Source organism: Pseudomonas sp. P65(2024) (assembly GCF_057480955.1).
The window spans coordinates 83,427-108,365 of sequence record NZ_JBLIYX010000020.1 but is presented as its reverse complement, the minus strand read 5'-3'; the positions used below and the strand labels follow the sequence as shown (position 1 = coordinate 108,365).

Below are 24,939 nucleotides of genomic sequence, written 5' to 3'. Positions count from 1 at the left end.
GGTAGTGTGGGGCTTCCCCATGTGAGAGTAGGTCATCGTCAAGATTCATTTCGCAAAACCCCTATCTGCGCGAGCAGGTAGGGGTTTTGTCTTTTCCGCTTGCCCAAAAGCCAATGCCGTTCCGACAGGGGGAACGTGTCGGCTGCCTCCGTGATAAGGTTTCTCCTCTGCATCAACCGCTCCCCGAGACCAGCCAATGCCCCAGACCACCTCACTTCACCCAGGCTTCATGATCGTTCAGGGCAACCGCCTGGACGACCTGCGCAATCTGGTGGTGAGCGTGATGCGCCGTTACCCCCTGGCGCCGCTGGAAAACGAAATCGCCCTGGTGCAGAGCAACGGTATCGCCCAATGGCTGAAACTGGCCTTGGCCGAGGACCCACAGGACGACGATCAGGGCGGTTGCGGGATCGCAGCCGCCATCGATGTGCAGCTTCCGGGTAGCTTCATGTGGCAGCTGTACCGTCGCGTGCTGGGGCGCGACGAAATCCCCGAGGTGTCACTGCTGGACAAGGCGCCCCTGACCTGGCGCCTGATGCGCCTGCTCCCGGAAGTGATCGAACGCCCGCACTTCGAGCCCCTGCGCCGCTTCCTTACCGATGACAGCGACCTGCGCAAGCGCTATCAGTTGGCCGAGCGCCTTGCCGACCTGTTCGACCAGTACCAGGTCTACCGTGCCGACTGGCTGAAGGACTGGGCAAGTGGTGCCCATGTGCTCAACACCGCACGGGGTGAGCGCAATCCGCTGGCCGCCGGCAATCGCTGGCAGGCCGAGCTGTGGCGGATTCTGCTGGAAGACGTGGGCGAGGCGGGCATGGCCCAGAGCCGGGCCGGGGTGCATCAACGTTTCATCGAGCGGATCAACGGCCTGGAACAGGCCCCCGCTGGGCTGCCGGCGCGGCTGATCGTGTTCGGCATTTCGTCGCTGCCTGCCCAGATCCTCGAGGCTTTGGCAGGTCTTGCCCGCTTCAGCCAGGTGTTGCTGTGCGTGCACAACCCCTGCCGCCACCACTGGGGCGATATCGTCGCCGACAAGGACCTGCTGCGACACCAGTACAAGCGTCAGCAACGTAAGCAGGGCATGCCCCTGCAATTGGACGACGAGCTGCTGCACCAACATGCACACCCGTTGTTGGCCGCTTGGGGCAAGCAGGGGCGCGACTACATCAACCTGCTCGACAGCTACGACGATCCCGGCAGTTACCAGGGCGTGTTCAGCGACGGACGCATCGACCTGTTCAGTGAAGGTGAACCGAAGACCCTGCTCAACCAGCTGCAGGACGATATCCTCGAGTTGCGCCCCCTGGCCGAGACCCGCGAGCAGTGGCCGGCGGTCGACCCGGCCAAGGACCGCTCCGTACGTTTCCACCTGGCCCACAGTCCGCAGCGCGAAGTGGAAATCCTGCACGATCAGTTGCTGGCCCGCTTCAGTGCCGACCCCACGCTGCGGCCTCGCGACGTCATTGTCATGCTGCCGGCTATCGACACCTACGCACCGCATATCCGTGCCGTATTCGGCCAGCTCGACCGCAACGATCCGCGCTACATCCCGTTCACCCTGACCGACCAGGGCCAGCGTGGCCGCGACCCACTGCTGATCGCCCTGGAGCATCTGCTCAAGCTGCCCGACAGCCGTTTCGCCGTCAGCGAAGTGCTCGACCTGCTGGACGTGCCGGCAGTGCGCGCCCGCTTCGCCATTCAGGAAAGCGACCTTCCAACCCTGCACCGCTGGATCGAAGGCGCCGGTATCCGTTGGGGGTTGAGCGCCGAGCAACGCGCCAGCCTTGGCCTGCCCGAGGGTCTTGAGCAGAACAGTTGGCGCTTCGGCCTGCGGCGCATGCTGTTGGGGTACGCAGTCGGCGTGGGCGAAGGCTGTGACGGTATCGAGCCGTACGATGAGATCGGCGGCCTCGACGCCGCGCTGATCGGCCCGTTGGTGGCGTTGTTCGATGCTCTGGACATTGCCTGCCAGGCGCTCTCACAGCCGGCCTCGGCGACGGATTGGGGGGCACGACTGCATGCGTTGCTGCAGATCTTCTTCCTGGCCGAAAACGAGCATGACGAACTGCTCCTGGTACAGCTGCAGGACCTGCGCGACACCTGGCTGGAAACCTGCGACGCGGTCGGCCTGCACGATTTGCTGCCACTGACCGTGGTGCGCGAAGCCTGGCTGTCCGGGCTGGACCAGGGCAAGTTGTCCCAGCGCTTCCTGGCCGGCTCGGTGAACTTCTGCACGCTGATGCCCATGCGCGCCATCCCGTTCAGGGTGGTCTGCTTGCTGGGCATGAACGACGGTGACTACCCGCGTGCCCAGCCGCCCCTCGACTTCGACCTGATGGCCAGCGACTACCGACCAGGGGACCGTTCGCGTCGTGAGGATGACCGTTATCTGTTGCTCGAGGCCTTGCTCTCTGCACGTGACCAGCTTTATGTCAGCTGGGTCGGGCACAGCATCCGCGACAACAGCGAGCGACCGTCCTCGGTGCTGATCGGGCAGTTGCGCGATCACCTGGCCGCCGGCTGGCAGCTCGCCGGCGCCAAGACCGGCCAACGCGACGACCCTGGGCAGCAGCTGTTGCATGCCCTGACCCAGGAGCACCCATTGCAGCCGTTCAGCCAGCGCTACTTCCAGAAGGGCAGCCCGTTGTTCAGCTTCGCCCATGAATGGTTGGCGTTGCACCAGGCCGAGGACGAAGCGCAAGTGCCTGTCGCACTGTCGCCCTACACCAGTGATGAGCCGCTCAACCTGGTGCAGCTTCAGGACTTCCTGCGCCATCCGGTCCGGCATTTCTTCAGCCAGCGCCTGAAAGTATTCTTCGAGGCCCTGGAGGCACCGACCCCGGACGAAGAACCCTTCGTGCTGGACGCTCTGCAACGCTATGGCCTGAGCGAAAGCCTGCTCGGCGCCGCGCTGGCCGATCCGGACAACGCCGAGCGGGCGTTGCAGGCCCAGGCCCGACGTCTCCAGGCCTGCGGGATGTTGCCGCTGGCAGGCTTCGGCGAAGCCTTGCAGGCCGAGTTGATTCAGCCGCTGCCGGACTTGCTGCAACGCCATCGGCAACTGCTGCAGCGCTGGCCGACCCGGGTCGAGGGCGCCATGCCGATCCATTTCGAACAGGGGCCGCTGCGCTTGGAGGGCTGGCTTGGCCAGGTGTACCAGGCCGAGGACCAGAGCCTGTTGAGCATCGCCACCGTGCCCAATACCCTCAGTGCTGGACGCAACAGCCTGAAGTGGCACCGGCTGGTGCCGACCTGGGTGATGCACCTTGCTGCCTGTGCTTCTGGCTACCCGTTGCACAGCGCGCTGGTGGCCAGTGACCTGACCCTGTTGTTGGCCCCGTTGCCTCAGGGCGAGGCGGCAGAGCGCCTGGGCGAACTGCTGGTGGCACGCCAGGCGGGTATGAGCGCGCCCTTGCCGGTGGCGGCCAAGACCGCCTTCGCCTGGCTGGCCCAGGAGGACCCGGACAAGGCGACGGCCGCCGCGATCCGCGCCTATGAGGGTGACGGCCAGAACAACTTCGGCGAGCGCAGCGAAAGCCTGGCCCTGGCCCGCCAGTATCGTGACTTCGCCGCGCTGGCCCTCGACGAAACCTTCGAAGGCTGGTGCGAAGCCTTGTATCGCCCCTTGTTCGCAGCGCCCTGGCAGACCCTGGGTAACCCGGAGAACGCCCAATGACCCAAGCCCGCCCCCTGGCGCTGAGTTTCCCCCTGCACGGCAGCCAGCTGATCGAAGCCAGCGCCGGCACCGGCAAGACGTTCACCATATCGGCCTTGTACCTGCGTCTGATACTCGGCCATGGCGGCGAGCAGGGTTTCAGCCGCGAGCTGCTGCCACCGCAGATCCTCGTGGTGACCTTCACCGACGCGGCCACCAAGGAGCTGCGCGAGCGTATTCGCGCGCGCCTGGCCGAGGCGGCGCGTTTCTTCCGCGGCGAGCTGGACGGTGCCGACCCGCTGCTGCATCTGCTGCGCGACGATTACCCACAGGAACAATGGCCACGCTGCGCCAGCCGCCTTGAGATCGCCGTGCAGTGGATGGACGAGGCCGCTGTCTCGACCATCCACGGCTGGTGCCAGCGCATGCTGCGCGAGCACGCCTTCGACAGTGGCAGCCTGTTCACCCAGAGCCTGGAGACCGATCACAGCGAACTGCTGGGCCAGGTCATGCGCGACTACTGGCGGCGCTTCTGCTACGGCATGCGCGGCGAGTCACTGGCCTGGGTGCGTGGCAACTGGGGCAGCCCCGATACCTTGTTGCCGAGGATCAGACCGCTGTTTGGCCGTGTCCGTGGCCAGGAGGACGAGCAAGACCCGCAGTCGTTGATCGAGGCGACCCTGCGCCAGCGCACCGAGCAATTGGCCCAACTCAAGGCGCCTTGGGGCGCCTGGGCCGACGAGCTGCAGCAGATCTGCCGCGATGCCGTGGCGGCCAAGCAGGCCGACGGGCGCAAGTTGCAGGCACGCTATTTCGAGCCCTGGTTCGACAAGCTGCGGGCCTGGGCCGGTGATGAGCAGGCCATGGAACTGGACCTGGGCACCGGCTTCACCCGTCTGACGCCCGCTGGCCTGGCCGAGGCCTGGAAGTCCGGCGAGCCGCCGCAACACCCGGCGCTGCGGGCCATGGAGTCCTTGCGCGAGCAGTTGCAGGGGCTGGCCAGCCCCGACGCACGGTTGCTGGAGCATGCCGCCGCCTGGGTATCGGCGCGCTTCGAGGTGGAGAAACGTCGCCGCGCCGAAATGGGCTTCGACGACATGTTGCTGCGCCTGGAACATGCCCTGGGCAGCGACTCCGGTCAGCGCCTGGCCGCGTTGATCCGTGAGCAGTTCCCGGTCGCGTTGATCGACGAGTTCCAGGACACCGACCCCGTCCAGTACGGGATCTTCGAGCGCATCTACCGCATCACCGAGAACAACCCGGACACCGGCTTGTTCATGATCGGCGACCCCAAGCAGGCGATCTATGCCTTCCGTGGCGCCGACATCTTCACCTACCTGGCCGCGCGCCGTGCCACCGCCGGGCGCCTGCACAGCCTGGACACCAACTACCGCTCCAGCCAGGCCATGGTCGCGGCGGTCAACCGGGTGTTCCTGCAGGCCGAGGAACGCGCCGAGGGCCGTGGCGCCTTTCTGTTCCGTGCCCAGGGCGACAACCCGCTGCCCTTCGTCGAAGTGCGCGCCAAGGGTCGTGGCGAGCAACTGCTGATCGCCGGGCAGCCCAGCGCGGCCCTGCATTGCTGGCAGCTGGAGAGCGACGAGCCGGTGTCCAGCACAACGTATCGCCAGCAACTGGCGGCCAGTTGCGCCAGCCATATCGTCGAGCTGCTCGAAGGTGGTCAGCAAGGCGTCAGCGGTTTCGCCGATGCCGCCGGCAAGCTGCGACCCTGCTTGCCTTCCGATATCGCCATCCTGGTGCGCGACGGTCGCGAGGCCCAGCTGGTCCGCGCCGAGTTGGCGGCTCGCGATGTACGCAGCGTATACCTGTCGGACAAGGATTCGGTGTTCGCCGCCCAGGAGGCCCATGACCTGCTGGCCTGGCTCAAGGCCTGCGCCGAGCCGGACTCGGAGCGCATGCTCAAGGCCGCTCTGGCCAGCCTGACCCTCGACCTGCCGCTTATCGAACTGGAGCGCCTGAACCAGGATGAGCGGGTCTGGGAAAACTGGGTTATGCGTTTTCGCCGCTACCGCGACATCTGGCAACGCCAGGGCGTGCTGCCGATGCTGCGGCGCCTGCTGCACGACTTCCAGCTGCCGCGGGCGCTGATGGGCCGCAGCGACGGCGAGCGGGTGCTGACCAACCTGCTGCACCTGGCTGAACTGCTGCAGCAGGCCGCGGGTGAGCTGGATGGCGAGCAGGCGCTGATCCGTCATCTCACCGAGCACCTGGCCAACGCAGGGCAAGCCGGAGAAGAGCAGATCCTGCGCCTGGAAAGCGACGAGCAACTGGTCAAGGTGGTGACCATCCACAAGTCCAAGGGCCTGGAATACCCCTTGGTGTACCTGCCGTTCATCTGCACCAGCAAGCCGGTGGATGGCCAGCGCCTGCCCCTGGGCTGGCACGACGACCAGGGCGTGGCGCACCTGACCTTGACACCGGACGCCGCGCAGATCGAGCGCGCCGACGACGAACGCCTGGCCGAGGACCTGCGTCTGCTCTACGTTGCCCTGACCCGTGCCCAGCATGCCTGCTGGCTGGGCGTTGCCGACCTCAAGCGCGGCACCCAGCGCAGTTCGCAGTTGCATCGTTCGGCCTTGGGCTACCTGCTGGGTGGCGGCCTGTCGTTGGCGGCTTCCAGCCAGCTGGGCGAATGGCTCGCTACCCTGGCGGCCGGTAATCCGGCCATCACCCATGGTCCGCTGCCTGAGGTTCAGGCCCTGTGCTACCGCACGCCGGACAGCCAGCGCGAGCTGCTGCCGCCGCGCAAGCCTCGTCGGGCCGCTGCGGAACACTGGTGGATCGCCTCGTACAGTGCCTTGCGGGTGGGCGACCAGACCCTGGTCGCCGACAGCTCCCAGGCCCAGCAATTGCTGGACGACGAGGTGCTGGACAGCCAGTCGCTGCGTGAGGTGCCGGCCGAGGCGGGCGATATCCACCGCTTCCCCCGTGGGCCGAATCCGGGCACTTTCCTCCACGGCCTGCTCGAATGGGCGGGGCGCGAAGGGTTCGCCGAGGTCGCCGCCCAAGGGCCGGTGATCGAACGCACCGTGGGCCAGCGCTGCAACCGACGCGACTGGACAGGCTGGATTCCCACGCTGACCCAATGGCTGCAGCAACTGCTGGTCCAGCCCATGCCGTTGCAAGGGGCCACCTTGACCCTCGCAGGCCTCGAGCGCTACCAGGTCGAAATGGAGTTCTGGTTCGCCAGCCATCAGGTCGACGCGGTGCGCCTCGACCATCTGGTGGCGCGCCACACCCACGTTGGAATGACGCGGGCGGCCGCCCAGCCGACCGTGCTCAACGGCATGTTCAAGGGCTTCATCGACCTGGCCTTCGAACTCGACGGGCGCTACTACGTGGCCGACTACAAGTCCAACTGGCTCGGCCCCGACGCCGAGGCCTACGGCGCCCTGGCCATGGAGCAGGCAATCCTCGAGCACCGTTACGACCTGCAGTACGTGCTCTACCTGCTGGCCCTGCATCGCCAGCTGCGCGCGCGCCTGCCCGACTACGACTACGACCGGCATGTCGGCGGTGCCGTGTTCATCTTCCTGCGTGGGGTCACCTCGGCCGGCCACGGGCTGTATCATGCGCGGCCTCCCCGGGCGCTGATCGAACAGCTCGACGCGATGTTCCGGGGGGAGCAAGAACCCGCCCAACAGGACCTGTTTGCCGGAGCCACGCCATGAGCCGCAACCTCGACGACCTGCTGCCCACGCCCTTGCAGGCCGAGCACCTGAGCGCCCTGGCGCCGCTGCGCCACAGCCAGGACTTGCTGGCATTGCTCGATCGCTGGGTCGAGCGCGGCTGGCTGCGGGCTTTGGACCGAGCTTTCGTGAGCTTCCTCGAGGAGCGGGCGCCGGGCAGCGATCCGCTGGTGCTGCTGGCCGCCGCCCTGGCCAGTCACCAGCTGGGTCATGGCCATGTCTGCCTCGACCTGCAACAGACCCTCGCCGAGCCGGACTTCGCCCTGTCCCTGCCACCGGAAGGCGATGCCCTGGCCGGGCCGTTGCTGCTGCCTTCGCAGCTGCTGGCCAGCCTTGAGCTGGGCACTTGGTTGCAACGGATCGCCGAGAGTCCCCTGGTTGCCGCAGGCGATACCGTCGAGCAGCGTGCCAGGCCACTGGTGGTCAGCGGCGAGCGCCTGTACCTGCGCCGCTACTGGACCTACGAGCGGCGCATCGACAATGCCCTGCATGAGCGCCTGGCGCGCCTTCAGCCTCAGCCGGCCGACCTGGCACTACGTCTGTCGCAACTGTTCGAAGGTGGCTCGAGCGCAGGCGAGGTGGATTGGCAGAAACTGGCCTGCGCCCTGGCCACTCGTGCCGGCTTCAGTGTCATCACCGGCGGACCCGGGACCGGCAAGACCACCACCGTGGTACGCCTGCTGGCGCTGTTGCAGGGGCCTGCGGTCGAACAAGGCCGGCCGCTGCGCATCCGCCTGGCGGCGCCGACCGGCAAGGCCGCGGCGCGCCTCACCGAGTCCATCGGCCAGCAGGTGGAGCGCTTGCAGGTGGATGGCGCGGTGCGGGCGCAGATCCCCACCGAGGTCAGCACCGTGCACCGCCTGCTGGGCAGCCGCCCGGGTTCGCGGCACTTCCGCCATCATGCCGGCAACCCGTTGCCCCTGGATGTGCTGGTAGTCGACGAAGCCTCGATGATCGACCTGGAGATGATGGCCAACCTGCTCGATGCCCTGCCGGCCAATGCGCGGCTGGTGCTGCTGGGCGACAAGGACCAGCTCGCTTCGGTGGAGGCCGGCGCGGTGCTGGGCGACCTGTGCCGCGACGCCGAGGATGGCGGCTACTGGCCGCAGACCCTGGCCTGGCTGGAGCAGGTGGGCGGACAGTCGCTCGCCGACATCGGCCTGAGGCCGGGCGACGGCCAGCGCAATCCGTTGGCCCAGCAGATCGTGATGCTGCGCCACTCGCGGCGTTTCGGCGAAGGCAGCGGCATCGGCCAGTTGGCGCGCCTGGTCAATCGCCAGCAAGCCCTGGAGGCGCGAGCGCTGCTGGCGACCCGACCGGCGGATATCCATTGCCTGACCCTGGGCGGCGAGCACGACAAACGCTTCGACCGCCTGCTGCTCGATGGCCTCAACCAAGGCCCCGAGGGGCCACAAGGGTATCGCGGCTACCTGCGAACCATCGGACGCCTGCGCCCGCCGCCAGGCGCGCCAGGCGATGATCCGCGCTGGGAGCGCTGGGCGGCCGAGGTGCTGCAGAGCTTCGAGGCGTTCCAGTTGCTCTGTGCCGTGCGCAAGGGCGCCTGGGGCGTCGAAGGCCTCAACGAGCGGGTCGCCCGGGTGCTGCACAACGCCGGGCTGATCGACAGCCAGCAACCCTGGTACGAGGGGCGTCCGGTACTGGTCACCCGCAACGACTATGGCCTCGGCCTGATGAACGGCGATATCGGCATCGCCCTGCGCCTGCCGGACGAGCAGGGCGAGGCGCTGCTGCGCGTGGCTTTTCCGCGCAACGATGGCAGCGGTGGGGTGCGTTTCGTACTGCCCAGCCGTCTCAGCGAGGTGGAAACGGTGTTCGCCATGACCGTGCACAAGTCCCAGGGCTCGGAATTCAGCCATACCGCGCTGGTGCTGCCCGACGCGCTGAACCCGGTGCTGACCAAGGAACTGGTGTACACCGGCATCACCCGCGCCAAGCATTGCTTCAGCCTCATCGAGCCGCGCGCCGGGGTGTTCGAGGAGGCGGTGGGGCGCAAGGTCCGGCGGGTCTCGGGGTTGATGCTGGAGCAAGTCTGACTCTGGAGTTTGCCGCCGATATGCTATCGTTGCGGCATTATCCGCAAACATTTTGTGAGATTTCCCCCCATGACAGTGGCTGTCTCGGCCCTGGGACGCGTGAAGGGCTGTGCGCTCTCGTTGCTGATGGCCATGCTGTTGTCGAACGGCGCGCCCGCCTGGGCGGACAATGCCGTATCGCAGGCGCAGGTGAAGCTACGGGCCAAGGCCGTGACCCAGGTCGTGCTGGGCATCCTCAGCTACGCCCGCTGGCCTGCCGACCCCAATCCCTTGCGCCTGTGCCTGGTCGGCCCGACCGAATACGCCGACGACCTGATCAAGGGCAACCTGCAGCAGTCCGGGCAACCCCTGCAGGTGCGCCGCCTGCTCGCCGACGATCCGAGCGTGGCCAGTGCCTGCGACGCCATCTACCTCGGCAAGCTCGACAAACAGCAACGTGAGCGATTGTTCCAGCGGATCAACGGCCACCCGGTGCTGAGCATCAGCGAGGCCGACGATCCGTGCACGGTGGGTAGCCTGTTCTGCCTGCGGGTCGGCGATCAGCAGGTGGCGTTCGACGTCAACCTCGACTCAGTGGCACGCAGTGGCGTGCGCATTCACCCTAGCGTGCTGCAATTGTCGCGACGGCGGGCGGGGCAGCCATGAAACGTTCAGCCAGGCGCTTCAGCCGGCCGACCCTGCGCGCCGTGCTCGGGCGGGGACACCTGAGCGTGGCCTTGCTGGCCGCGGGCCTGGCCGGGGTGCTGGTGACCCTGCTCGGGGTGGCGGCGCTGCGCGTCTATGCCAACCACAACCTGCACCTGATCGCCCGCTCCATCAACTACACCGTCGAGGCCGCCGTGGTCTTCGACGACAGTGCCGCGGCCAACGAGGCCCTGGCGCTGATCGCGTCCACCGAAGAAGTGGCCGACGCCAAGGTGTACGACAACGATGGCGATCTGCTCGCCCACTGGCAACGCGACGAGCAGGGGGTAATGGCGCAGTTGCAGTCCCAGGTGGCGCGCAGCCTGCTGGAGGAACCGATCAACATGCCGGTGCAGCACATGGGCCAGCGGGTCGGCCATATCGAGCTGACCGGGCAGGGTGGCAGCCTGGTGCGCTTCCTGCTCAGCGGGCTGGTGGGCATTCTGGTGTGCACGGTGCTCAGCGCGGTGCTGGCGCTGTACCTGTCGCGACGCCTGTTCGGCGATATCATCCGCCCCTTGCGTAACCTGGCCAGCGTTGCCCACGCCGCGCGGCGCGAGCGCAGTTTCGACCGGCGGGTGCCGCAGACCCAAATCGCCGAGCTCAACGAGCTGGGCAATGACTTCAATGCCCTGCTCGATGAGCTGGAGGTCTGGCAGAGCCATTTGCAGAGCGAGAACGAAAGCCTCGCCCACCAGGCCAGCCATGACAGCCTCACTGGCCTGCCCAACCGCGCGTTCTTCGAAGGGCGGCTGAGCCGCAGCCTGCGCAATGCCGCACGTACCGAAGACCATCTGGCGCTGTTGTTCCTCGACAGCGACCACTTCAAGCAGATCAACGACAGCCTCGGCCATGCGGTGGGGGACGAAGTGCTGATCAGCGTGGCCAGCCGCGTGCGTGCGCAACTGCGCGAGCATGACCTGGTGGCGCGCCTGGGCGGCGACGAGTTTGCCGTGCTGCTGACCCCGCTGCACTCGCGCGAGGATGCCCAGCGCATCGCCGAGAAGATTGTCGCCAGCATGAAGCTGCCGGTGCAGCTTGAGGATGGCACCAGCCTGACCACCTCGCTGAGCGTCGGTATCGCCTATTACCCGGACGATGGCCGTGACCCGGCCAGTCTGCTCAATGCCGCCGATGCGGCGATGTACCAGGCCAAGCGCAATCGCCGTGGCCATTGGCAAGTGGCGCAGACGGAACGCTGCGCCACTGATGCAAAGAACAGGAGCTGAACCGTGACCAAGCGTTTTTCCGTGCTGCGTTTCCCGTTAATCACCCTGCTGCTGGCGCTACTGGCTCTGGCCGGCTGCCAGAGCGTGCCGCCCAAGGGGCTGACCCCCGAGCAGGTCGCCGTGCTCAAGCGCGAGGGCTTCGCCCCGACCGACGAGGGTTGGGCGTTCGACCTGTCCGGCAAGGTGCTGTTCGGCAGTGACCTGGACAGCCTCAACAGCGCCAGCGAGTCGATCGTCGAGCGTATCGGCAAGGCGCTGCTGTCGGTGGATATCCAGCGTGTGCGCATCGATGGCCATGCCGACGCCTCGGGCAAGGCCGCCTACAACCAGCAGCTCTCCGAGCGCCGTGCCCAGAGCGTGGCCAAGGCCTTGATCGGCATCGGCATGCAGCCGCAGAACATCCAGACCCGCGGCATGGGCAGCAGCCAGCCGGTGGCGGACAACCGCACCGCGGCAGGGCGCATGGAGAATCGGCGGGTGTCGATCGTGGTGGCGTCGGACTGAGTGCTGCATGCCATCCATCGCGGGGCAAGCCCTCAAGTTCAACCCTGGGCGAATTTCATCTCGCGGGTTTCGCCCATCAGCAACGGCGCATTGGCCTCGGTCACCTCGCGGATGTAATCCCACAACAGGGTGATCCGCTTGAGCTTGCGCAGATCCTCCCGGCAGTACATCCAGAACTGCCGCGTCACCTCGATCTCCTCCGGCAGCAGCGTCACCAGTCGCGGATCCTGCGCCGCCAGGAAGCACGGCAGGATCGCCAGCCCGCGTCCCTGCAAGGCCGCCGTGTACTGGGCGATCACGCTGGTGCTGCGCAGGTGCGCGTTGGCGTTGGGGATCAGGTTGGCCAGGTACAGCAGCTCCGAGCTGAACGCCAGGTCGTCCACGTAGCTGATGAACGGATGGCGGCCCAGGTCGGCGATCTCGCGAATCGGCTCGTGGTTGTCCAGATAGTCCTGGGTCGCATACAGGCGCAGGCGGTAGTCGCACAGCTTGCAGCATACATAAGGCCCATGTTCCGGACGTTCCAGGGCGATGACGATATCGGCCTCGCGTTTGGACAGGCTGATGAAGTGCGGCAGCGGCAGGATATCCACCGAGATCGCCGGCCAGGCATCGACGAAGTGGCTCAGTTGCGCAGTGACGAAGAAGCTGCCAAAGCCTTCGGTGCAGCCCATGCGCACATGCCCCGACAATGCCACGCCCGAACCCGAGACCTGCTCGCAGGCCATGTGCAGGGTGCTCTCGATCGACTCGGCATAGCCCAGCAGGCGCTGGCCCTCGGCGGTGAGGACGAAGCCGTTGGTCCGTGATTTTTCGAACAGCAAAGTGCCCAGCGCCCCTTCCAGTGAACCGATGCGCCGCGACACCGTGGTGTAGTCCACGGCCAGGCGCTTGGCCGCACTGCTGGCCTTGCGGGTGCGCGCCACCTCAAGAAAGAACTTGAGGTCGTCCCAGTTCAGCGCGCTCAGGGAGGTGAGGTCTTTTTGCATGATGATCCGGTTTTTTTGTGCATTCTTGTTGGATGTTTGCACATCTATACTCGAACTCAGCCCCTGAGCGCCACCCCGTTCGCTGCGGCGTAGGCGTCCTCGTTCCGACAATAATTCCAAGGAGAGCGCAGATGAACGCACCCCAGACGCCCGACCAGACCAAGGTCGAGCAGGTCAAGCTGCTGATCGACGGCCAATGGGTCGAGTCCAAGACCACCGAATGGCGCGACATCGTCAATCCGGCGACCCAGCAAGTGCTGGCGCGGGTGCCGTTCGCCACCGTCGAGGAAGTCAACGCCGCCGTGGCCGCCGCCGAGCGCGCCTTCAAGACCTGGCGCGACACCCCGATCGGCGCGCGCATGCGCATCATGCTCAAGCTGCAGGCGCTGATCCGCGAACACAGCAAGCGCATCGCCGTGACCCTCAGCGCCGAACAGGGCAAGACCCTCGCCGACGCCGAGGGCGATATCTTCCGTGGCCTGGAGGTGGTCGAGCACGCCGCCTCCATCGGCACCCTGCAGATGGGCGAGTTCGCCGAGAACGTCGCCGGCGGTGTCGACACCTACACCCTGCGCCAGCCGATCGGCGTGTGCGCCGGCATCACCCCGTTCAACTTCCCGGCGATGATCCCGCTGTGGATGTTCCCGATGGCCATCGTCTGCGGCAACACCTTCGTGCTCAAGCCGTCCGAGCAGGACCCGCTGTCGACCATGATGCTGGTCGAGCTGGCGCTGGAAGCTGGCATCCCGGCCGGCGTGCTCAACGTGGTGCACGGCGGCAAGCAGGTGGTCGACACGATCTGCACCCACCAGGACATCAAGGCGATCTCGTTCGTTGGCTCTACCGAAGTCGGCACCCACGTCTACAACCTGGGCAGCCAGCACGGCAAGCGCGTGCAGTCGATGATGGGCGCCAAGAACCATGCCGTGGTGCTGCCCGACGCCAACCGCACCCAGACCATCAACGCCCTGGTCGGCGCCGCCTTCGGCGCGGCCGGCCAGCGCTGCATGGCCACCTCCGTGGCGGTGCTGGTGGGCAAGGCCCGCGAATGGCTGCCGGATATCAAGGAAGCGGCGAGCAAGCTCAAGGTCAACGCCGGCAACGAGCCGGGCACCGATGTCGGCCCGGTGGTTTCCAAGCGTGCCAAGGAGCGTGTGCTGGGCCTGATCGAAAGCGGCATCAAGGAAGGCGCCAAGCTCGAACTGGACGGCCGCGATGTGAAGGTGCCGGGCTACGAGCAGGGCAACTTCGTCGGCCCGACCCTGTTCTCCGGGGTGAAGACCGACATGCAGGTCTACACACAGGAAATCTTCGGCCCGGTGCTGGTGACCCTGGAGGTCGACACCCTCGACGAGGCCATCGCCCTGGTCAACGCCAACCCGTTCGGCAACGGCACCGGCCTGTTCACCCAGAGCGGCGCGGCGGCGCGCAAGTTCCAGAGCGAGATCGATATCGGCCAGGTCGGCATCAACATCCCGATCCCGGTGCCGGTGCCGTTCTTCAGCTTCACCGGTTCCCGTGGCTCCAAGCTCGGCGACCTCGGCCCGTACGGCAAGCAGGTGGTGCAGTTCTACACTCAGACCAAGACCGTCACCGCCCGCTGGTTCGACGACGACAGCGTCAATGACGGTGTGAACACCACCATCAGCCTGCGCTAAGGAGAACGCCATGCGTATCGCTTTCATCGGCCTGGGCAACATGGGCGCGCCCATGGCCCGCAACCTGATCAAGGCCGGGCACCAACTGAACTTGTTCGACCTGAACAAGACCGTGCTGGCCGAACTCGCGGAGCTGGGTGGCCAGGTCAGCACGTCACCCAAGGACGCAGCCGCCAACAGCGAGCTGGTGATCACCATGCTGCCGGCCGCCGCCCATGTGCGCGGCGTGTACCTGGATGAAGAAACCGGCGTGCTGGCTGGCATCCGCCCCGGCACTCCGACCGTGGACTGCAGCACCATCGACCCGCAGACCGCCCGTGAGGTCTCCAAGGCTGCAGCGGCCAAGGGTATCGACATGGGCGATGCGCCGGTTTCCGGTGGTACCGGCGGCGCGGCGGCCGGCACCCTGACCTTCATGGTCGGCGCCAGCGCAGAGCTGTTCGCCACGCTCAAGCCGGTGCTGGAGCAGATGGGCCGCAATATCGTGCACTGCGGCGAGGTCGGTACCGGCCAGATCGCCAAAATCTGCAACAACCTGCTGCTGGGCATCTCGATGATCGGTGTGTCCGAGGCCATGGCCCTGGGCAATGCCCTGGGCATCGATACCAAGGTGTTGGCCGGCATCATCAACAGCTCCACCGGGCGTTGCTGGAGTTCGGATACCTACAACCCATGGCCGGGCATCATCGAGACCGCCCCGGCTTCGCGCGGCTACACCGGCGGCTTCGGTGCCGAGCTGATGCTCAAGGACCTGGGGCTGGCCACCGAGGCCGCGCGCCAGGCGCACCAGCCGGTGATCCTCGGCGCCGTGGCCCAGCAGCTGTACCAGGCCATGAGCCTGCGCGGCGAAGGCGGCAAGGATTTCTCGGCGATCGTCGAGGGGTACCGCAAGAAGGATTGACGAGCGAGTGGACTTGATCGCGGGCCGGGTGGCCCTTCCCCTTGTAACTGCGCACCTTGGGGAAGGGACATCGGGTTCGCGATTTTTTTTGCAAACTGTGTGAGCGTGGGAGCGGGTCAGGCGAAGACGAAGTACTTGCGCACCGTCTCGACCACTTCCCAGGTCCCCTTCATCCCCGGTTCGATCACGAACACATCACCTGCTTTGAGGTGTTTCGGCTCCTCGCCTTCCGGGGTGACGATGCAATAGCCATCGAGGAAATGGCAGTACTCCCACTTTTCATAGTTGACCTCGAACTTGCCCGGCGTGCAGATCCAGGTGCCCATGATCTTGCTGCCGTCGGCTGACAGGTAGGCATTGAGGTTGACGGTGTGCGGGTCGCCGCCGATGCGCTTCCACTTGGTTGCGTCGACCACCGGGGTCGGGCAGGTTTCGCGCAGGACGGTGATGAAATCGGACATGGCGTGGCTCCAGGCAACAAGTGAGATGACGCGTCACCATAGAGTCATCACCAGACGGGCAGTTGCCTGGGCTCGACGCCCAGCTGTCTGCCCGCGCAATGTCAGGGCTCGGGCCTTGCAGGTTGTGGACTGTCAGTGGCTCACGCCCACCAGTAACGCACGAAGTGGAAGAACACCGGCGCGGCGAAACACACCGAGTCCATGCGATCGAGCATGCCGCCGTGGCCTTCGATCATATGGCCCCAGTCCTTCACGCCGCGGTCGCGCTTGATCGCCGACATCACCAGCCCGCCGAAGAAGCCCATGGCATTGACAGTCAAGGCCATCAGCGCCGCCTGCCAGAAGGTGAACGGGGTGATCCAGCACAGCAGGGCGCCGACCAGGGTGGCCAGCGCCACACCGCCGGCCAGGCCTTCGACGGTCTTCGACGGCGACAGGTTCGGCGCCACCTTGCGCTTGCCGAACAGCTTGCCGCACACGTACTGCAGCACGTCGCTGATCTGCACCACCAGGATCAGCCAGGCGATCAGGAGCAGGTTGCGACCCTCGTAGCCGGGAATGTCCAGGGTCATCAACGCCGGCACCGACGACACGCAGTACACCGCGATCATCAGGCCCCACTGTACCTTGGAGGCGCGCTCGAGGAAGCGCGTGGTGTCGCCGCCGAAGCTGGCCAGGATCGGCAGCAACAGGAACAGGTACACCGGGATGAAGATACTGAACAGCCCGTACCAGTCCATGGCGATCAGCAGGTACTGCACCGGCAGCGCCACATAGAAAGCCGCCACCAGCGCCGGGTAGTCGCTGCGTCGGGTCGGGGTGAGGGTCATGAACTCGCGCAGGGCATAGAACGACACGCCGTAGAACAGCACGATCACGCCGTACTTGCCGAACAGGAAGGCGATGCCGATCACCAGCACCATCACCCACCAGGCGTTGATGCGCGCGTTGAGGTTGTCGATCACTGCGTGCGGCGCGGGGCCGGCGCGCCATTTGAGCAGGCGGCCAACCAGGCTGGCGAGCAGCAGCAGGGCGCCGATGCCGGCGAACAGCGACAGGGTGTTGTGATCCATCTCAGGCTTCCTTCGGGGCCAGGTTCAGCAGGGCTTGTCGGGCCCGCTCGAGAAAGGCGTGCTTGCCCTCGTCCGGCTGCAGGTGCAGCGGCTCGCCGAAGCTCAGGGTGCACAGCAGTGGCAGCGGCAGGGCGCGGCCCTTGGGCATGACCCGGTTGAGGTTGGCGATCCACACCGGCACCAGCTCGACCTGCGGGTTGGCCGAGGCCAGGTGGAACAGGCCGCTCTTGAATGGCAGCAACGGGTCGTCGGTCAGGTTGCGCGTGCCCTCCGGGAAGAAGATCAGCGAGTCGCCCTGGGCGAAGGCCTCGAGCACCGGTTGCAGCGGGTTGCCCTCGCTTGCGCCGTGCTGGCGGTCGATCAGCACGCCGTTGAACACCTGGCGGATCAGGAAGTCGCGGATGCCCGGCTTGCACCAGTAGTCGGCGCCCGCCACGGGGCGGGTGCGGCGGCGCAGCGGCTCGGGCAGCGCGGCCCACAGCAGCACGAAGTCGCCATGGCTGCTGTGGTTGGCGAAGTACAGGCGCTGTACCGGCTGCGGCGTGCAGCCCAGCCACAAGGCGCGGGCGCCGGTGATCAGGCGGGCGGCGGAGGTGATGACGAAGGCAGTCAGGCTGGCGAGCATGGCATTGGTCTTATCCGGTGAAGGGGAGGATTAGCATTAATGCGACCTGCAGGGTCAGGCACAGGGCCTGGCGGCGCAGCAGGGCCAGGGCGGCCCGGCTGCGGGTCGGCCAGTCGCGCGGGTCGCTGGCTGCAGGCTTGAGGCGCAGGTCGAACAGGGCGTGGTCCAAGGCCTGGGTGTCGCCGGGCAGGTCGCTGCTGGCGCCGATGCGGGCGAACAGGTCGGCGTCCAGGGCGACGCGCAGGGCCCAATACTTGTGGGCCAGGCCGAGCAGCAGCGAGAGGCCGCAGAGCAGGTGCGGCAACGGCGCCAATGGTAGGCCGAGCAAAGGAGACAGGGTGCAGGCCAGGGCCAGCAGGGTCAGGCCATCCGACAGGCGCTCCAGCTGGCGGCCACGGGCGAGCAGGCTGGCGACGAGGAGCAGCCTCATGGCTGGGCCTCCAAGTTATGCAATACCAGGCGATGGGCCGGGTGCAGGACCACACCGGGGCGCGCCTGGCGAATCAGCGCTTCGGCCTGGGAGGCACTGGCACAATGGCCGTTGAGCAGCAGCCAGGCGGCGACGGCGCTGGCGCTGCGCGAGTAGCCCAAGGCGCAGCAGACCAGCACCGGGCCTTGTTGATGATGGTGTTCGATGGCCTTGGCGGCCTGTTGCAGGATTTCCCGGTCTGGGACAATCAGGTCCAGGGTCGGCAGGCTCTGGTAGTCCTGCGGCGTTTCCAGCGTCGTCATCGCGGGGCAGGGCAGTTCCCCGCTCAGGTCGACAATCGCCGCGAACGCAGATGCTTCAGTGCGCCCCGGCACTCTGCCGAGATACACGCCATCGGCCACCTCATCCGCCTGCGGATGGCGCCAGGTCCAAAGCCGCGAATTGACCCAGGCGCACAGCAGATAGGGCGCCAGCAGCCAGGTGGCGGCCACGGACAGCCGCCCATCGGCGCCTTTCTGGAAACCTGCGGCGCCGAACAGGGCATAGTTCAGCGCCACCAGCAGCAATGACAGCGCCGGCCACAGTAACCACAACCCGCCACCACCCAGTTTCATCGCCAACAGCGTCAGCACGGCCGTCCCCAGGCCATAGCGCAGCGCCAGGCGCCAACGTTTCGGGTCCTGCGCCAGACGTGCCTGTCGCCAGGGCAACGGGCCGCTATGCGGCCACAGCCACAGGCACACAAACCCCGCCAGCGCGCCGGTCGGCACATCGATGAAATGATGCTGCCAGGTGGTCAGCACCGACAGGCCGATCAGCCCCATCCAGCCATGCACCACCCAGCGCCAGGCAGGATGCTGCGTATGTCGGGCAAACATCGTCCAGATGATCACCAGCAACGCGATGTGCAACGACGGTGCCTGGTTGTAGGGCTTGTCGAAACCCATCAGCACATCGAACAGCCAGCCGAACAGCCCCGACAGCTCGGGGCGCTCGAAGGTGAAACGCAGCGGCCAGAACAGGAAACTGGCCACGCAGATCAGTTGCGCCGTCAGCAGCGCCAGGGCATGGCGGTCCATCTCCGAACGCGAGCGCGGCAGCAGGAACGACAAACCGTACAGCAGGTCGATCGACCAGTACGGGATGATCGTCCAGGGCCACAGCGGCATCTGCCGTTCCCAGGCGAACACCAGGCTGCCAATGTCCTCGCGGCCAGCGGTGTAGGTATTGGCCATGCCATAGCTGAGAAAGAAGAACGGTCCGAGCAGCAACAGCCACAGGATGCCACGGCGGATCAGCCCGGTTTCACGGGCCATCAGCGCACCCGCTGTGCCAGGCTGACGCTGAAAATGCCCCACTCGTCGATGCGCTGGGTAATCTTGCGAAACCCTGCCGCCTCCACCAACTGGTCCATCTCCGCCTGGCTGCGCCGCCGCATCACCCAGGCCTGGCCGCCACGGTGGCTGGTCAGGGCACGGGCGATCATCTCCAGCTGCGGGTGCCAGGGCTGACCGGTGTAGACCAGGTAGCCACCGTCCTCGACCGCATCGGCCAGTCCCGCCAGCGAGTTGCCGACCAGCTGGTTACTGGGGAACAGTTCGTAGAGGCCTGAGACCACCGCCAGTGTCGGCTGCGGGGTGAGAGCGGCCAGGCTCGGGCGGTCGAAGGCATCGCCCTGGACGAAGCGGGCGATCTCGCCCAGGCCCTTCTCGGTTATCAAGGCATTGCCCTGTTCCACGTTCAGTTCGCTGTAGTCGCGCAGCAGGATCGAGTCGGGCAGTTGTTGCAGGCCTTGCAGCGCCTCGAGGATGTAGCGGCCATGTCCGGCGGCGATATCGACGATATGCACCGGGCGCTGCTGTTCACGCAGGCGGGCGATGGCCAGGCGCAGCAGTTCCTCGACATTCAGCTTGCGCTGGCGGATGCCACGCCAGCCGATGGCATCCAGGTAGTTGCGGTCGATCAGCCCGCCCAGCTTGCCCTTGCCGGTCGGGGTGTTGCGGTAGACATAGTCGAGGGTCGAGCCCGAGTCGAAACCGGTGTCGAAGCCCAGCTTCACCCCCTCGGAAAGGCCTTTGCCCAAGCGCAGGCCGGCGCGGGTGGCACGCCAGTAGAGGTCGCGTGGTGAATGGCGCGGCAACGGCGCGGCCAGGCTCTCGGCCTCGGCGCAGCTGGCGCCGCTCTTGTCGGCATCGAGCAGCGAGGGCTGCGCTTGCGGTGCGTTGAAACAGTGCGCGACGAAGCGCTCGATCCGCGCCAGGGCATGGGCGCGGTCGCGTTCGCCGAGGGTGTCGTGGAAGAAGCCGGGGAGGATGTGTTTTTCCTTGCGCGTACTGCCCAGGCGGTCGAAGAACTGCTCTTGCGGCTTGCGCTTGACCACCAGGTCGGCGCCGGAGATCAGCAGCTGCGTCGGCACCTGGATCGCCTGGGCATCGGCGACCACGCGGTCGGCGGCGTCGTACAGGCCCAGCAGCATGGTGACGGAGATGGGCCGGCTGATCAGCGGGTCGGCGACATAGGACATGACCCGTTCCGGGTCGTGGGTCAGCAGGCGCGGCTTGACGTAGCTGTTGACGAAGAAGTTGCCGCGCAGGGCCTTCATCAGCTTCAGCCCGGGGCGGGCGAAGGGTACGTAGAGCTTGACCTTGAAGGCCGGCGAGGCAAGCACCAGGCAACGTACCTTTGGCGCATAATCGTGGGCCCAGGTGGCGACCAGTACCGCGCCAACGCTCTGTGCCAGCACCACCATGTCGGCCTCGGCGATGCCGTGCTGTGCCTGGATGTGCTCGATGAAGGTCTGCACGTCGCGCACGCTGGTGGCAATGCCCGGGCTGTCGCCGCGAGCCCCTGGCGACTGGCCATGGCCACGGGCGTCCCAGGCGAAGAAGTCGTAGCCGGGCATGTCCAGCTCATCGGCCAGGTGGGCCATGCGCCCGCCGTGTTCGTGGCCGCGATGGAACATCACCACGGCCCGGCGCGGTTGGTGTTCGTTGCGCGTGGCGGGCCAGTGGCGATAGTGCAGCTCGACGCCGTCATGGGTGCAGAAGTGCAGTGATTGCGCTTGGCGCATGGCGAATATCCTTGTCCGGCAGCGAGGGGCTCAGCGGGTTTCGGCCAGGCCGTGGCGAACCCGGTTGTAGAGGGTATAGAGCGAGAGCAGCAGGATGACCAGCAGCAGGCCGTTGATCCAGGCCGCGCCCAGCAGACCGAACGCCACGCCGGTACCCAGCACGCCGAAGGCGAAGGCCCGGTCGCTCTTGCCCATCGGCCCGTCGTAGCGGCGCGACGCGCCGGCCAGCGGGCCCATCACGCCGGCGTATTCGCTGATCACCGCGAACACCACCACCAGCACCACCAGTGTCGGCGAAACGCCTGGCAGCAGAGCGAAGGGCAGGTAGAGAGCAGTGTCGGCGATCACATCGCACAGTTCGTTGAGGTAGGCGCCGAGTTTGGACTGCTGGCCAAACTCCCGGGCAAGCATGCCGTCGACTGCGTTCAGTGCCATGCGCAGCAGCATCCACACCGGGATCAGGAGGAACAGCCAGGTGACCTGGGGCAGCCAGGCCAGCAACAGGCCCAGCAGGACGGAAACGACGGCAGCGGTGACCGTCACCTGGTTGGCAGTGACGCCGCGGTCGAACAGGCGCTGGACGGCAGGGCGTAGGAACGCCTGGAAGCGGGGTTTGAGCTGATAGATCGATGGCACGTTGAATTCCCTGTCGTGGCGCGGCATGGACGCGATTGTGGGGAATCAGGCGGGGGGGCGGCAAGGGGCGCGTAGTGGAGTTGTGAGGAGGGCGAGGTAATTGCGGTGGCTTTGCCGGCATTGATCGCGGGGCAAGCCCGCTCCTACACTGTTTCCCGCGAAGGCAGGGTTGTGCAATAGGCAGGACAATCTCTCATGGTACTAGCCTTGACTCATTGATTTAGCTGGTCCCTGTGGGAGCGGCCTTGCGTCGCGAAAGGGCCGCAAAGCGGCCCCAGGTTTTGAGCCGCCCTTGAAATTGCCGGGGCTGCTGCGCAGCCCGAAAGGCTGGGCGATCTCCTACAGATTTGGCGTAACCGTTGTAGGAGCGAGCTTGCCCTGCGAGGGGCCGCACAGCGCGTTTCGGTACTCGGCTGTAGTTCATTTCCGAAACTTGTTTCACTGCCGCCTGGCACATTGCGAGGGGGCGGCTGAACGTTCTAGTTTCGCAGTCCACCGACCGGAAACGCTGCCCGGCAGATGCCCAACCAGGGCAGCTCGACAAAGCGAGAGAGCCGATGAACCTGCTTGTTGTCCTGCACAAGTCCCGTGAGACCTATTACGGCGTCACCATTCCCGATGTACCTGGCTGTTTTTCCGCAGGCGCCACGGTCCCCCAGGCACTGGAGAACATTCAGGAGGCGCTGGCGCTGCATTATGAAGGGCTGGTGGCCGATGGCGCGCCCCTGCCGCAGGTGCAGGAAATGGATGTGCATGTGGACAACCCAGAGTATGCAGGCGGCCTCTGGGCGTTGGTGGACTTCGACGCAACGCCATACCTGGGGACGGCGGTACGTTTCAGTGCGACATTGCCCAGGAACCTGTTGCAACGAATCGACGACAGGGTGAAGCAGGACAATCGCTACGCTTCACGCTCCGCATTCCTGGCTTCGGCGGCGCTGCGCGAACTGGCTGAGGTGTACTGAGCCTGCGCGCCCCGATCATATTCAGACACATCCTCATGGTCCAGACTGGCGTTGAAACCTGCCTCATCATGGGTGTCCAGCGGATGTACCAGGAGCATTACCAACACCAGCGGATCAGCGCAGCGCTGTTCAAACGCTGCTTCTTCATCGGCCTGGCGGTACTGGGCACGCACCTGTTGATCAGCGGTTAGCGGAAGAGGCGCTGAGCATATCGATCATCTGGATATCAAAGTCGCGCTCCAGGTAATCCATGCGCTTTTCGAAGAATGCGGCCATGTGCGGCAGTGCCGAGTGCACGTCCAGAGCCGCCTTGCTGGCCCAGACCTCGAAGAACACGAACAGGCTCGGGTCTGCCTTGTCGCGCAGCATATGGTATTCGATGCAGCCCGGCTCCTGGCGGCTGGGTTCGACGTAGGGACGGAACAGTTGCTCGAAGGCTTCGGCCTGTTCCGGGCGGGTCTTGGCTTTGAGGATGAAGGCGTACTGCTCGCTCATGGGAGATCTCGGTAAGTGAAGTGAGTGATCAGATCTTAAATCAACAATATGTTTGTCATTCGTGATTTTAAGACAAATGTATTTTGCCCTGGGACAGCTGTTTCCATGCCCGGTGAGTGCCTAACCTGCCGGCAACTTCACTTACAGGGCTGACCCTCCCATGAAAAAGATCCTCCTGCTCAACGGTGGCAAACGCTTCGCCCACTCCGAAGGCCGCCTCAACCAGACCCTGCACGACGCCGCGCTGGCCCACCTGGACCGTGCCGGCTTCGATGTGCGGGAAACCTTCATCGACGGCGGCTACGACGTCCAGGCCGAGGTGGAAAAATTCCTCTGGGCCGACGTGGTGATCTACCAGATGCCCGGTTGGTGGATGGGCGCGCCGTGGACGGTGAAAAAATACATCGACGAGGTGTTCACCGCCGGCCATGGCAGCCTGTACGCCAACGATGGTCGCACCCGCTCCGATGCCTCGCAGAAGTACGGCAGCGGTGGCCTGGTCCAGGGCAAGCAGTACATGCTGTCGTTGACCTGGAACGCGCCGCAGCAGGCGTTCGATGACCCGAGCGACTTCTTCGAAGGCAAGGGCGTGGATGCGGTGTACTTCCCGTTCCATAAGGCCAACCAGTTCCTCGGCATGAGCGGACTGCCGACCTTCCTCGCCGTCGATGTGATGAAGCGGCCGGATGTGCCTGCGGCGCTGGCGGCGTACGAGCAGCACCTGGATGAAGTGTTCGGCAAGGGCCATTGAGTCCGCCCCATCGTGGGGCCGGCTTGCACAGGCTTCGCCCAGCGGTTATCAATCACGGCATACCCCTGCCAAGGTCATTCGTGTGAAAACTCGCTCCGAAGAACTCCAGGTCTTCGTCGCCGTCATCGACAGCGGCTCGATCTCCGCCGCCGCCGAGCAGATCGGCCAGACGCCGTCGGCCGTCAGCCGCACCCTGTCGCGGTTGGAGGGCAAGCTCGGCACGACGTTGGTCAACCGCACCACCCGGCGCATGGACCTGACCGAGGAAGGGCGCTTCTTCCTAGAGCGCGCGCGGCTGATCCTCGAGCAGATGGACGACATGGAAGAGCGCCTGTCGATGAACCGCCAGACCCCGTCCGGGCGCCTGCGCATCAATGCCGCCGCGCCGTTCATGCTGCACGCGATCCTGCCGTGGATCGGCGAGTTCCGCCGGCAATACCCTGGTATCGAGCTGGAGTTGAATACCGACGACCTGATTATCGACCTGCTGGAGCAGAGCACCGACGTGGCCATCCGCATCGGCGAGCTGTCCGATTCCAGCCTGCATGCCCGCTCGCTGGGCTGCAGCCCGGTGCAGGTCCTCGCCAGCCCCGATTACCTGGCGCAGCACGGCATGCCGCACAAGGTCGAGGATCTCGACCAACATTGCCTGCTCGGCTTCAGCACCCTGGAATCGCTCAACCGCTGGCCGTTGCGCCACGCCCAGGGCGACCATTGGGCAATCCGCCCGCAACTGCTTGCCTCCAGTGGCGAAACCCTGCGCCAGCTGGCCATCGCCGGTGAAGGCATTGTCAGCCTGTCGCATTTCATGACCCACGAGGACATCCGCGCCGGCCGCCTGCAGGTGCTGCTCGCAGAGCACAATAACGGCTATCGCCAGCCGATCCACGCGGTCTACTACCGCAACACCCAGTTGGCGTTGCGGATCCAGTGTTTCCTCGATTTCATCCAGAAGAAGCTGGCCGCCTACGCCTGCTGAGTTGCCTGAACGCGACAGTGTCTGCCCATTGGCGGCGCAATCCTGCCATGGTGTTTGCTTAGTCGGGTGGCTT

The 24,939-nt window shown here is 65.8% G+C and carries 20 protein-coding genes and 1 pseudogene; 12 read left to right on the top strand and 9 right to left on the bottom strand.

The window, feature by feature from the left end; genetic code table 11:
- The first annotated feature begins 196 nt into the window (after window positions 1–196).
- From recC to yfiB, 6 genes are all read left to right on the top strand, one after another.
- Window positions 197–3,676 (top strand): exodeoxyribonuclease V subunit gamma, encoded by a 3,480-nt coding sequence (gene recC / locus AC25MA_RS22655; RefSeq protein WP_486972393.1) that lies wholly within the window; start codon window positions 197–199, stop codon window positions 3,674–3,676.
- Window positions 3,673–7,344, top strand: a complete 3,672-nt coding sequence (recB, locus tag AC25MA_RS22650) for an exodeoxyribonuclease V subunit beta (protein WP_486972392.1) — start codon at window positions 3,673–3,675, stop codon at window positions 7,342–7,344. The genes recC and recB overlap by 4 nt, the downstream gene beginning before the upstream one ends.
- Window positions 7,341–9,416 (top strand): exodeoxyribonuclease V subunit alpha, encoded by a 2,076-nt coding sequence (gene recD / locus AC25MA_RS22645; RefSeq protein ID WP_486972391.1) that lies wholly within the window; start codon window positions 7,341–7,343, stop codon window positions 9,414–9,416. The genes recB and recD overlap by 4 nt, the downstream gene beginning before the upstream one ends.
- A 69-nt stretch (window positions 9,417–9,485) precedes the next feature.
- Complete coding sequence (yfiR, locus tag AC25MA_RS22640) at window positions 9,486–10,061, top strand: regulatory sequestration protein YfiR (protein ID WP_028691308.1); 576 nt, start codon at window positions 9,486–9,488, stop codon at window positions 10,059–10,061.
- A complete protein-coding gene (gene dgcN, locus AC25MA_RS22635) occupies window positions 10,058–11,329 on the top strand; it encodes a diguanylate cyclase DgcN/YfiN (RefSeq protein WP_028691309.1) in 1,272 nt (423 codons plus the stop codon). Before yfiR ends, dgcN begins: the two co-directional genes overlap by 4 nt.
- 3 nt (window positions 11,330–11,332) lie before the next feature.
- A complete protein-coding gene (gene yfiB / locus AC25MA_RS22630) occupies window positions 11,333–11,833 on the top strand; it encodes an outer membrane lipoprotein YfiB (protein ID WP_028691310.1) in 501 nt (166 codons plus the stop codon).
- 38 nt (window positions 11,834–11,871) lie between these two features.
- Here yfiB and AC25MA_RS22625 read toward each other — a convergent pair whose 3' ends face one another.
- Entirely contained in the window at window positions 11,872–12,822 is a 951-nt protein-coding gene (locus AC25MA_RS22625; RefSeq protein ID WP_028691311.1) for a LysR family transcriptional regulator, read from the bottom strand.
- Between the two features lie 131 nt (window positions 12,823–12,953).
- Here AC25MA_RS22625 and AC25MA_RS22620 point away from each other — a divergent pair, with 131 nt between their 5' ends.
- On the top strand, window positions 12,954–14,480 hold the full coding sequence (locus AC25MA_RS22620) for a CoA-acylating methylmalonate-semialdehyde dehydrogenase (protein WP_028691312.1): 1,527 nt from the start codon (window positions 12,954–12,956) through the stop codon (window positions 14,478–14,480).
- Window positions 14,481–14,490: 10 nt separating this feature from the next.
- Window positions 14,491–15,381 carry a 3-hydroxyisobutyrate dehydrogenase gene (gene mmsB / locus AC25MA_RS22615; RefSeq protein ID WP_028691313.1) on the top strand — a complete coding sequence of 297 codons (891 nt, stop codon included), beginning with the start codon at window positions 14,491–14,493 and terminating at the stop codon, window positions 15,379–15,381.
- A gap of 116 nt (window positions 15,382–15,497) precedes the next feature.
- Here mmsB and AC25MA_RS22610 read toward each other — a convergent pair whose 3' ends face one another.
- The 7 genes from AC25MA_RS22610 to AC25MA_RS22580 form a co-directional block, all read right to left on the bottom strand.
- Window positions 15,498–15,842 carry a cupin domain-containing protein gene (locus tag AC25MA_RS22610; protein WP_023631693.1) on the bottom strand — a complete coding sequence of 115 codons (345 nt, stop codon included), beginning with the start codon at window positions 15,840–15,842 and terminating at the stop codon, window positions 15,498–15,500.
- Window positions 15,843–15,982: 140 nt separating this feature from the next.
- Window positions 15,983–16,915 carry a phosphatidate cytidylyltransferase gene (locus AC25MA_RS22605; RefSeq protein WP_023631694.1) on the bottom strand — a complete coding sequence of 311 codons (933 nt, stop codon included), beginning with the start codon at window positions 16,913–16,915 and terminating at the stop codon, window positions 15,983–15,985.
- A gap of 1 nt (window position 16,916) precedes the next feature.
- Window positions 16,917–17,540, bottom strand: a complete 624-nt coding sequence (locus tag AC25MA_RS22600; RefSeq protein WP_062362143.1) for a lysophospholipid acyltransferase family protein — start codon at window positions 17,538–17,540, stop codon at window positions 16,917–16,919.
- Window positions 17,541–17,550: 10 nt separating this feature from the next.
- Window positions 17,551–17,970 carry a hypothetical protein gene (locus AC25MA_RS22595; protein WP_307944145.1) on the bottom strand — a complete coding sequence of 140 codons (420 nt, stop codon included), beginning with the start codon at window positions 17,968–17,970 and terminating at the stop codon, window positions 17,551–17,553.
- Window positions 17,967–19,286, bottom strand: coding sequence for a phosphatase PAP2/dual specificity phosphatase family protein (locus AC25MA_RS22590; protein ID WP_307944147.1), 1,320 nt, complete (start codon window positions 19,284–19,286; stop codon window positions 17,967–17,969). The genes AC25MA_RS22595 and AC25MA_RS22590 overlap by 4 nt, the downstream gene beginning before the upstream one ends.
- Complete coding sequence (locus AC25MA_RS22585) at window positions 19,286–21,040, bottom strand: bifunctional alpha/beta hydrolase/class I SAM-dependent methyltransferase (protein ID WP_486972390.1); 1,755 nt, start codon at window positions 21,038–21,040, stop codon at window positions 19,286–19,288. The genes AC25MA_RS22590 and AC25MA_RS22585 overlap by 1 nt, the downstream gene beginning before the upstream one ends.
- A gap of 30 nt (window positions 21,041–21,070) precedes the next feature.
- Window positions 21,071–21,676 (bottom strand): CDP-alcohol phosphatidyltransferase family protein, encoded by a 606-nt coding sequence (locus tag AC25MA_RS22580; RefSeq protein WP_028691319.1) that lies wholly within the window; start codon window positions 21,674–21,676, stop codon window positions 21,071–21,073.
- Window positions 21,677–22,233: 557 nt separating this feature from the next.
- Between AC25MA_RS22580 and AC25MA_RS22575 the strand changes: the two genes are divergently transcribed.
- Together AC25MA_RS22575 and AC25MA_RS22570 are read left to right on the top strand one after the other, a co-directional pair.
- The gene (locus tag AC25MA_RS22575; RefSeq protein WP_028691320.1) at window positions 22,234–22,641 is read left to right on the top strand and encodes a type II toxin-antitoxin system HicB family antitoxin; all 408 of its coding nucleotides are present in this window, start codon (window positions 22,234–22,236) and stop codon (window positions 22,639–22,641) included.
- A gap of 107 nt (window positions 22,642–22,748) precedes the next feature.
- A pseudogene (locus AC25MA_RS22570) lies at window positions 22,749–22,832 on the top strand (sulfite exporter TauE/SafE family protein); the annotation flags it as partial.
- On the opposite strand, the gene AC25MA_RS22565 reads toward AC25MA_RS22570, so the two are convergent.
- Window positions 22,822–23,136 carry a putative quinol monooxygenase gene (locus tag AC25MA_RS22565; RefSeq protein ID WP_028691321.1) on the bottom strand — a complete coding sequence of 105 codons (315 nt, stop codon included), beginning with the start codon at window positions 23,134–23,136 and terminating at the stop codon, window positions 22,822–22,824. The pseudogene AC25MA_RS22570 and the gene AC25MA_RS22565 overlap by 11 nt on opposite strands.
- 160 nt (window positions 23,137–23,296) lie before the next feature.
- Here AC25MA_RS22565 and mdaB point away from each other — a divergent pair, with 160 nt between their 5' ends.
- Both mdaB and AC25MA_RS22555 read left to right on the top strand, forming a co-directional pair.
- Window positions 23,297–23,887 (top strand): NADPH:quinone oxidoreductase MdaB, encoded by a 591-nt coding sequence (gene mdaB, locus AC25MA_RS22560; protein WP_028691322.1) that lies wholly within the window; start codon window positions 23,297–23,299, stop codon window positions 23,885–23,887.
- Between the two features lie 82 nt (window positions 23,888–23,969).
- Complete coding sequence (locus tag AC25MA_RS22555; RefSeq protein WP_028691323.1) at window positions 23,970–24,866, top strand: LysR family transcriptional regulator; 897 nt, start codon at window positions 23,970–23,972, stop codon at window positions 24,864–24,866.
- The last annotated feature ends 73 nt before the right edge of the window (window positions 24,867–24,939 follow it).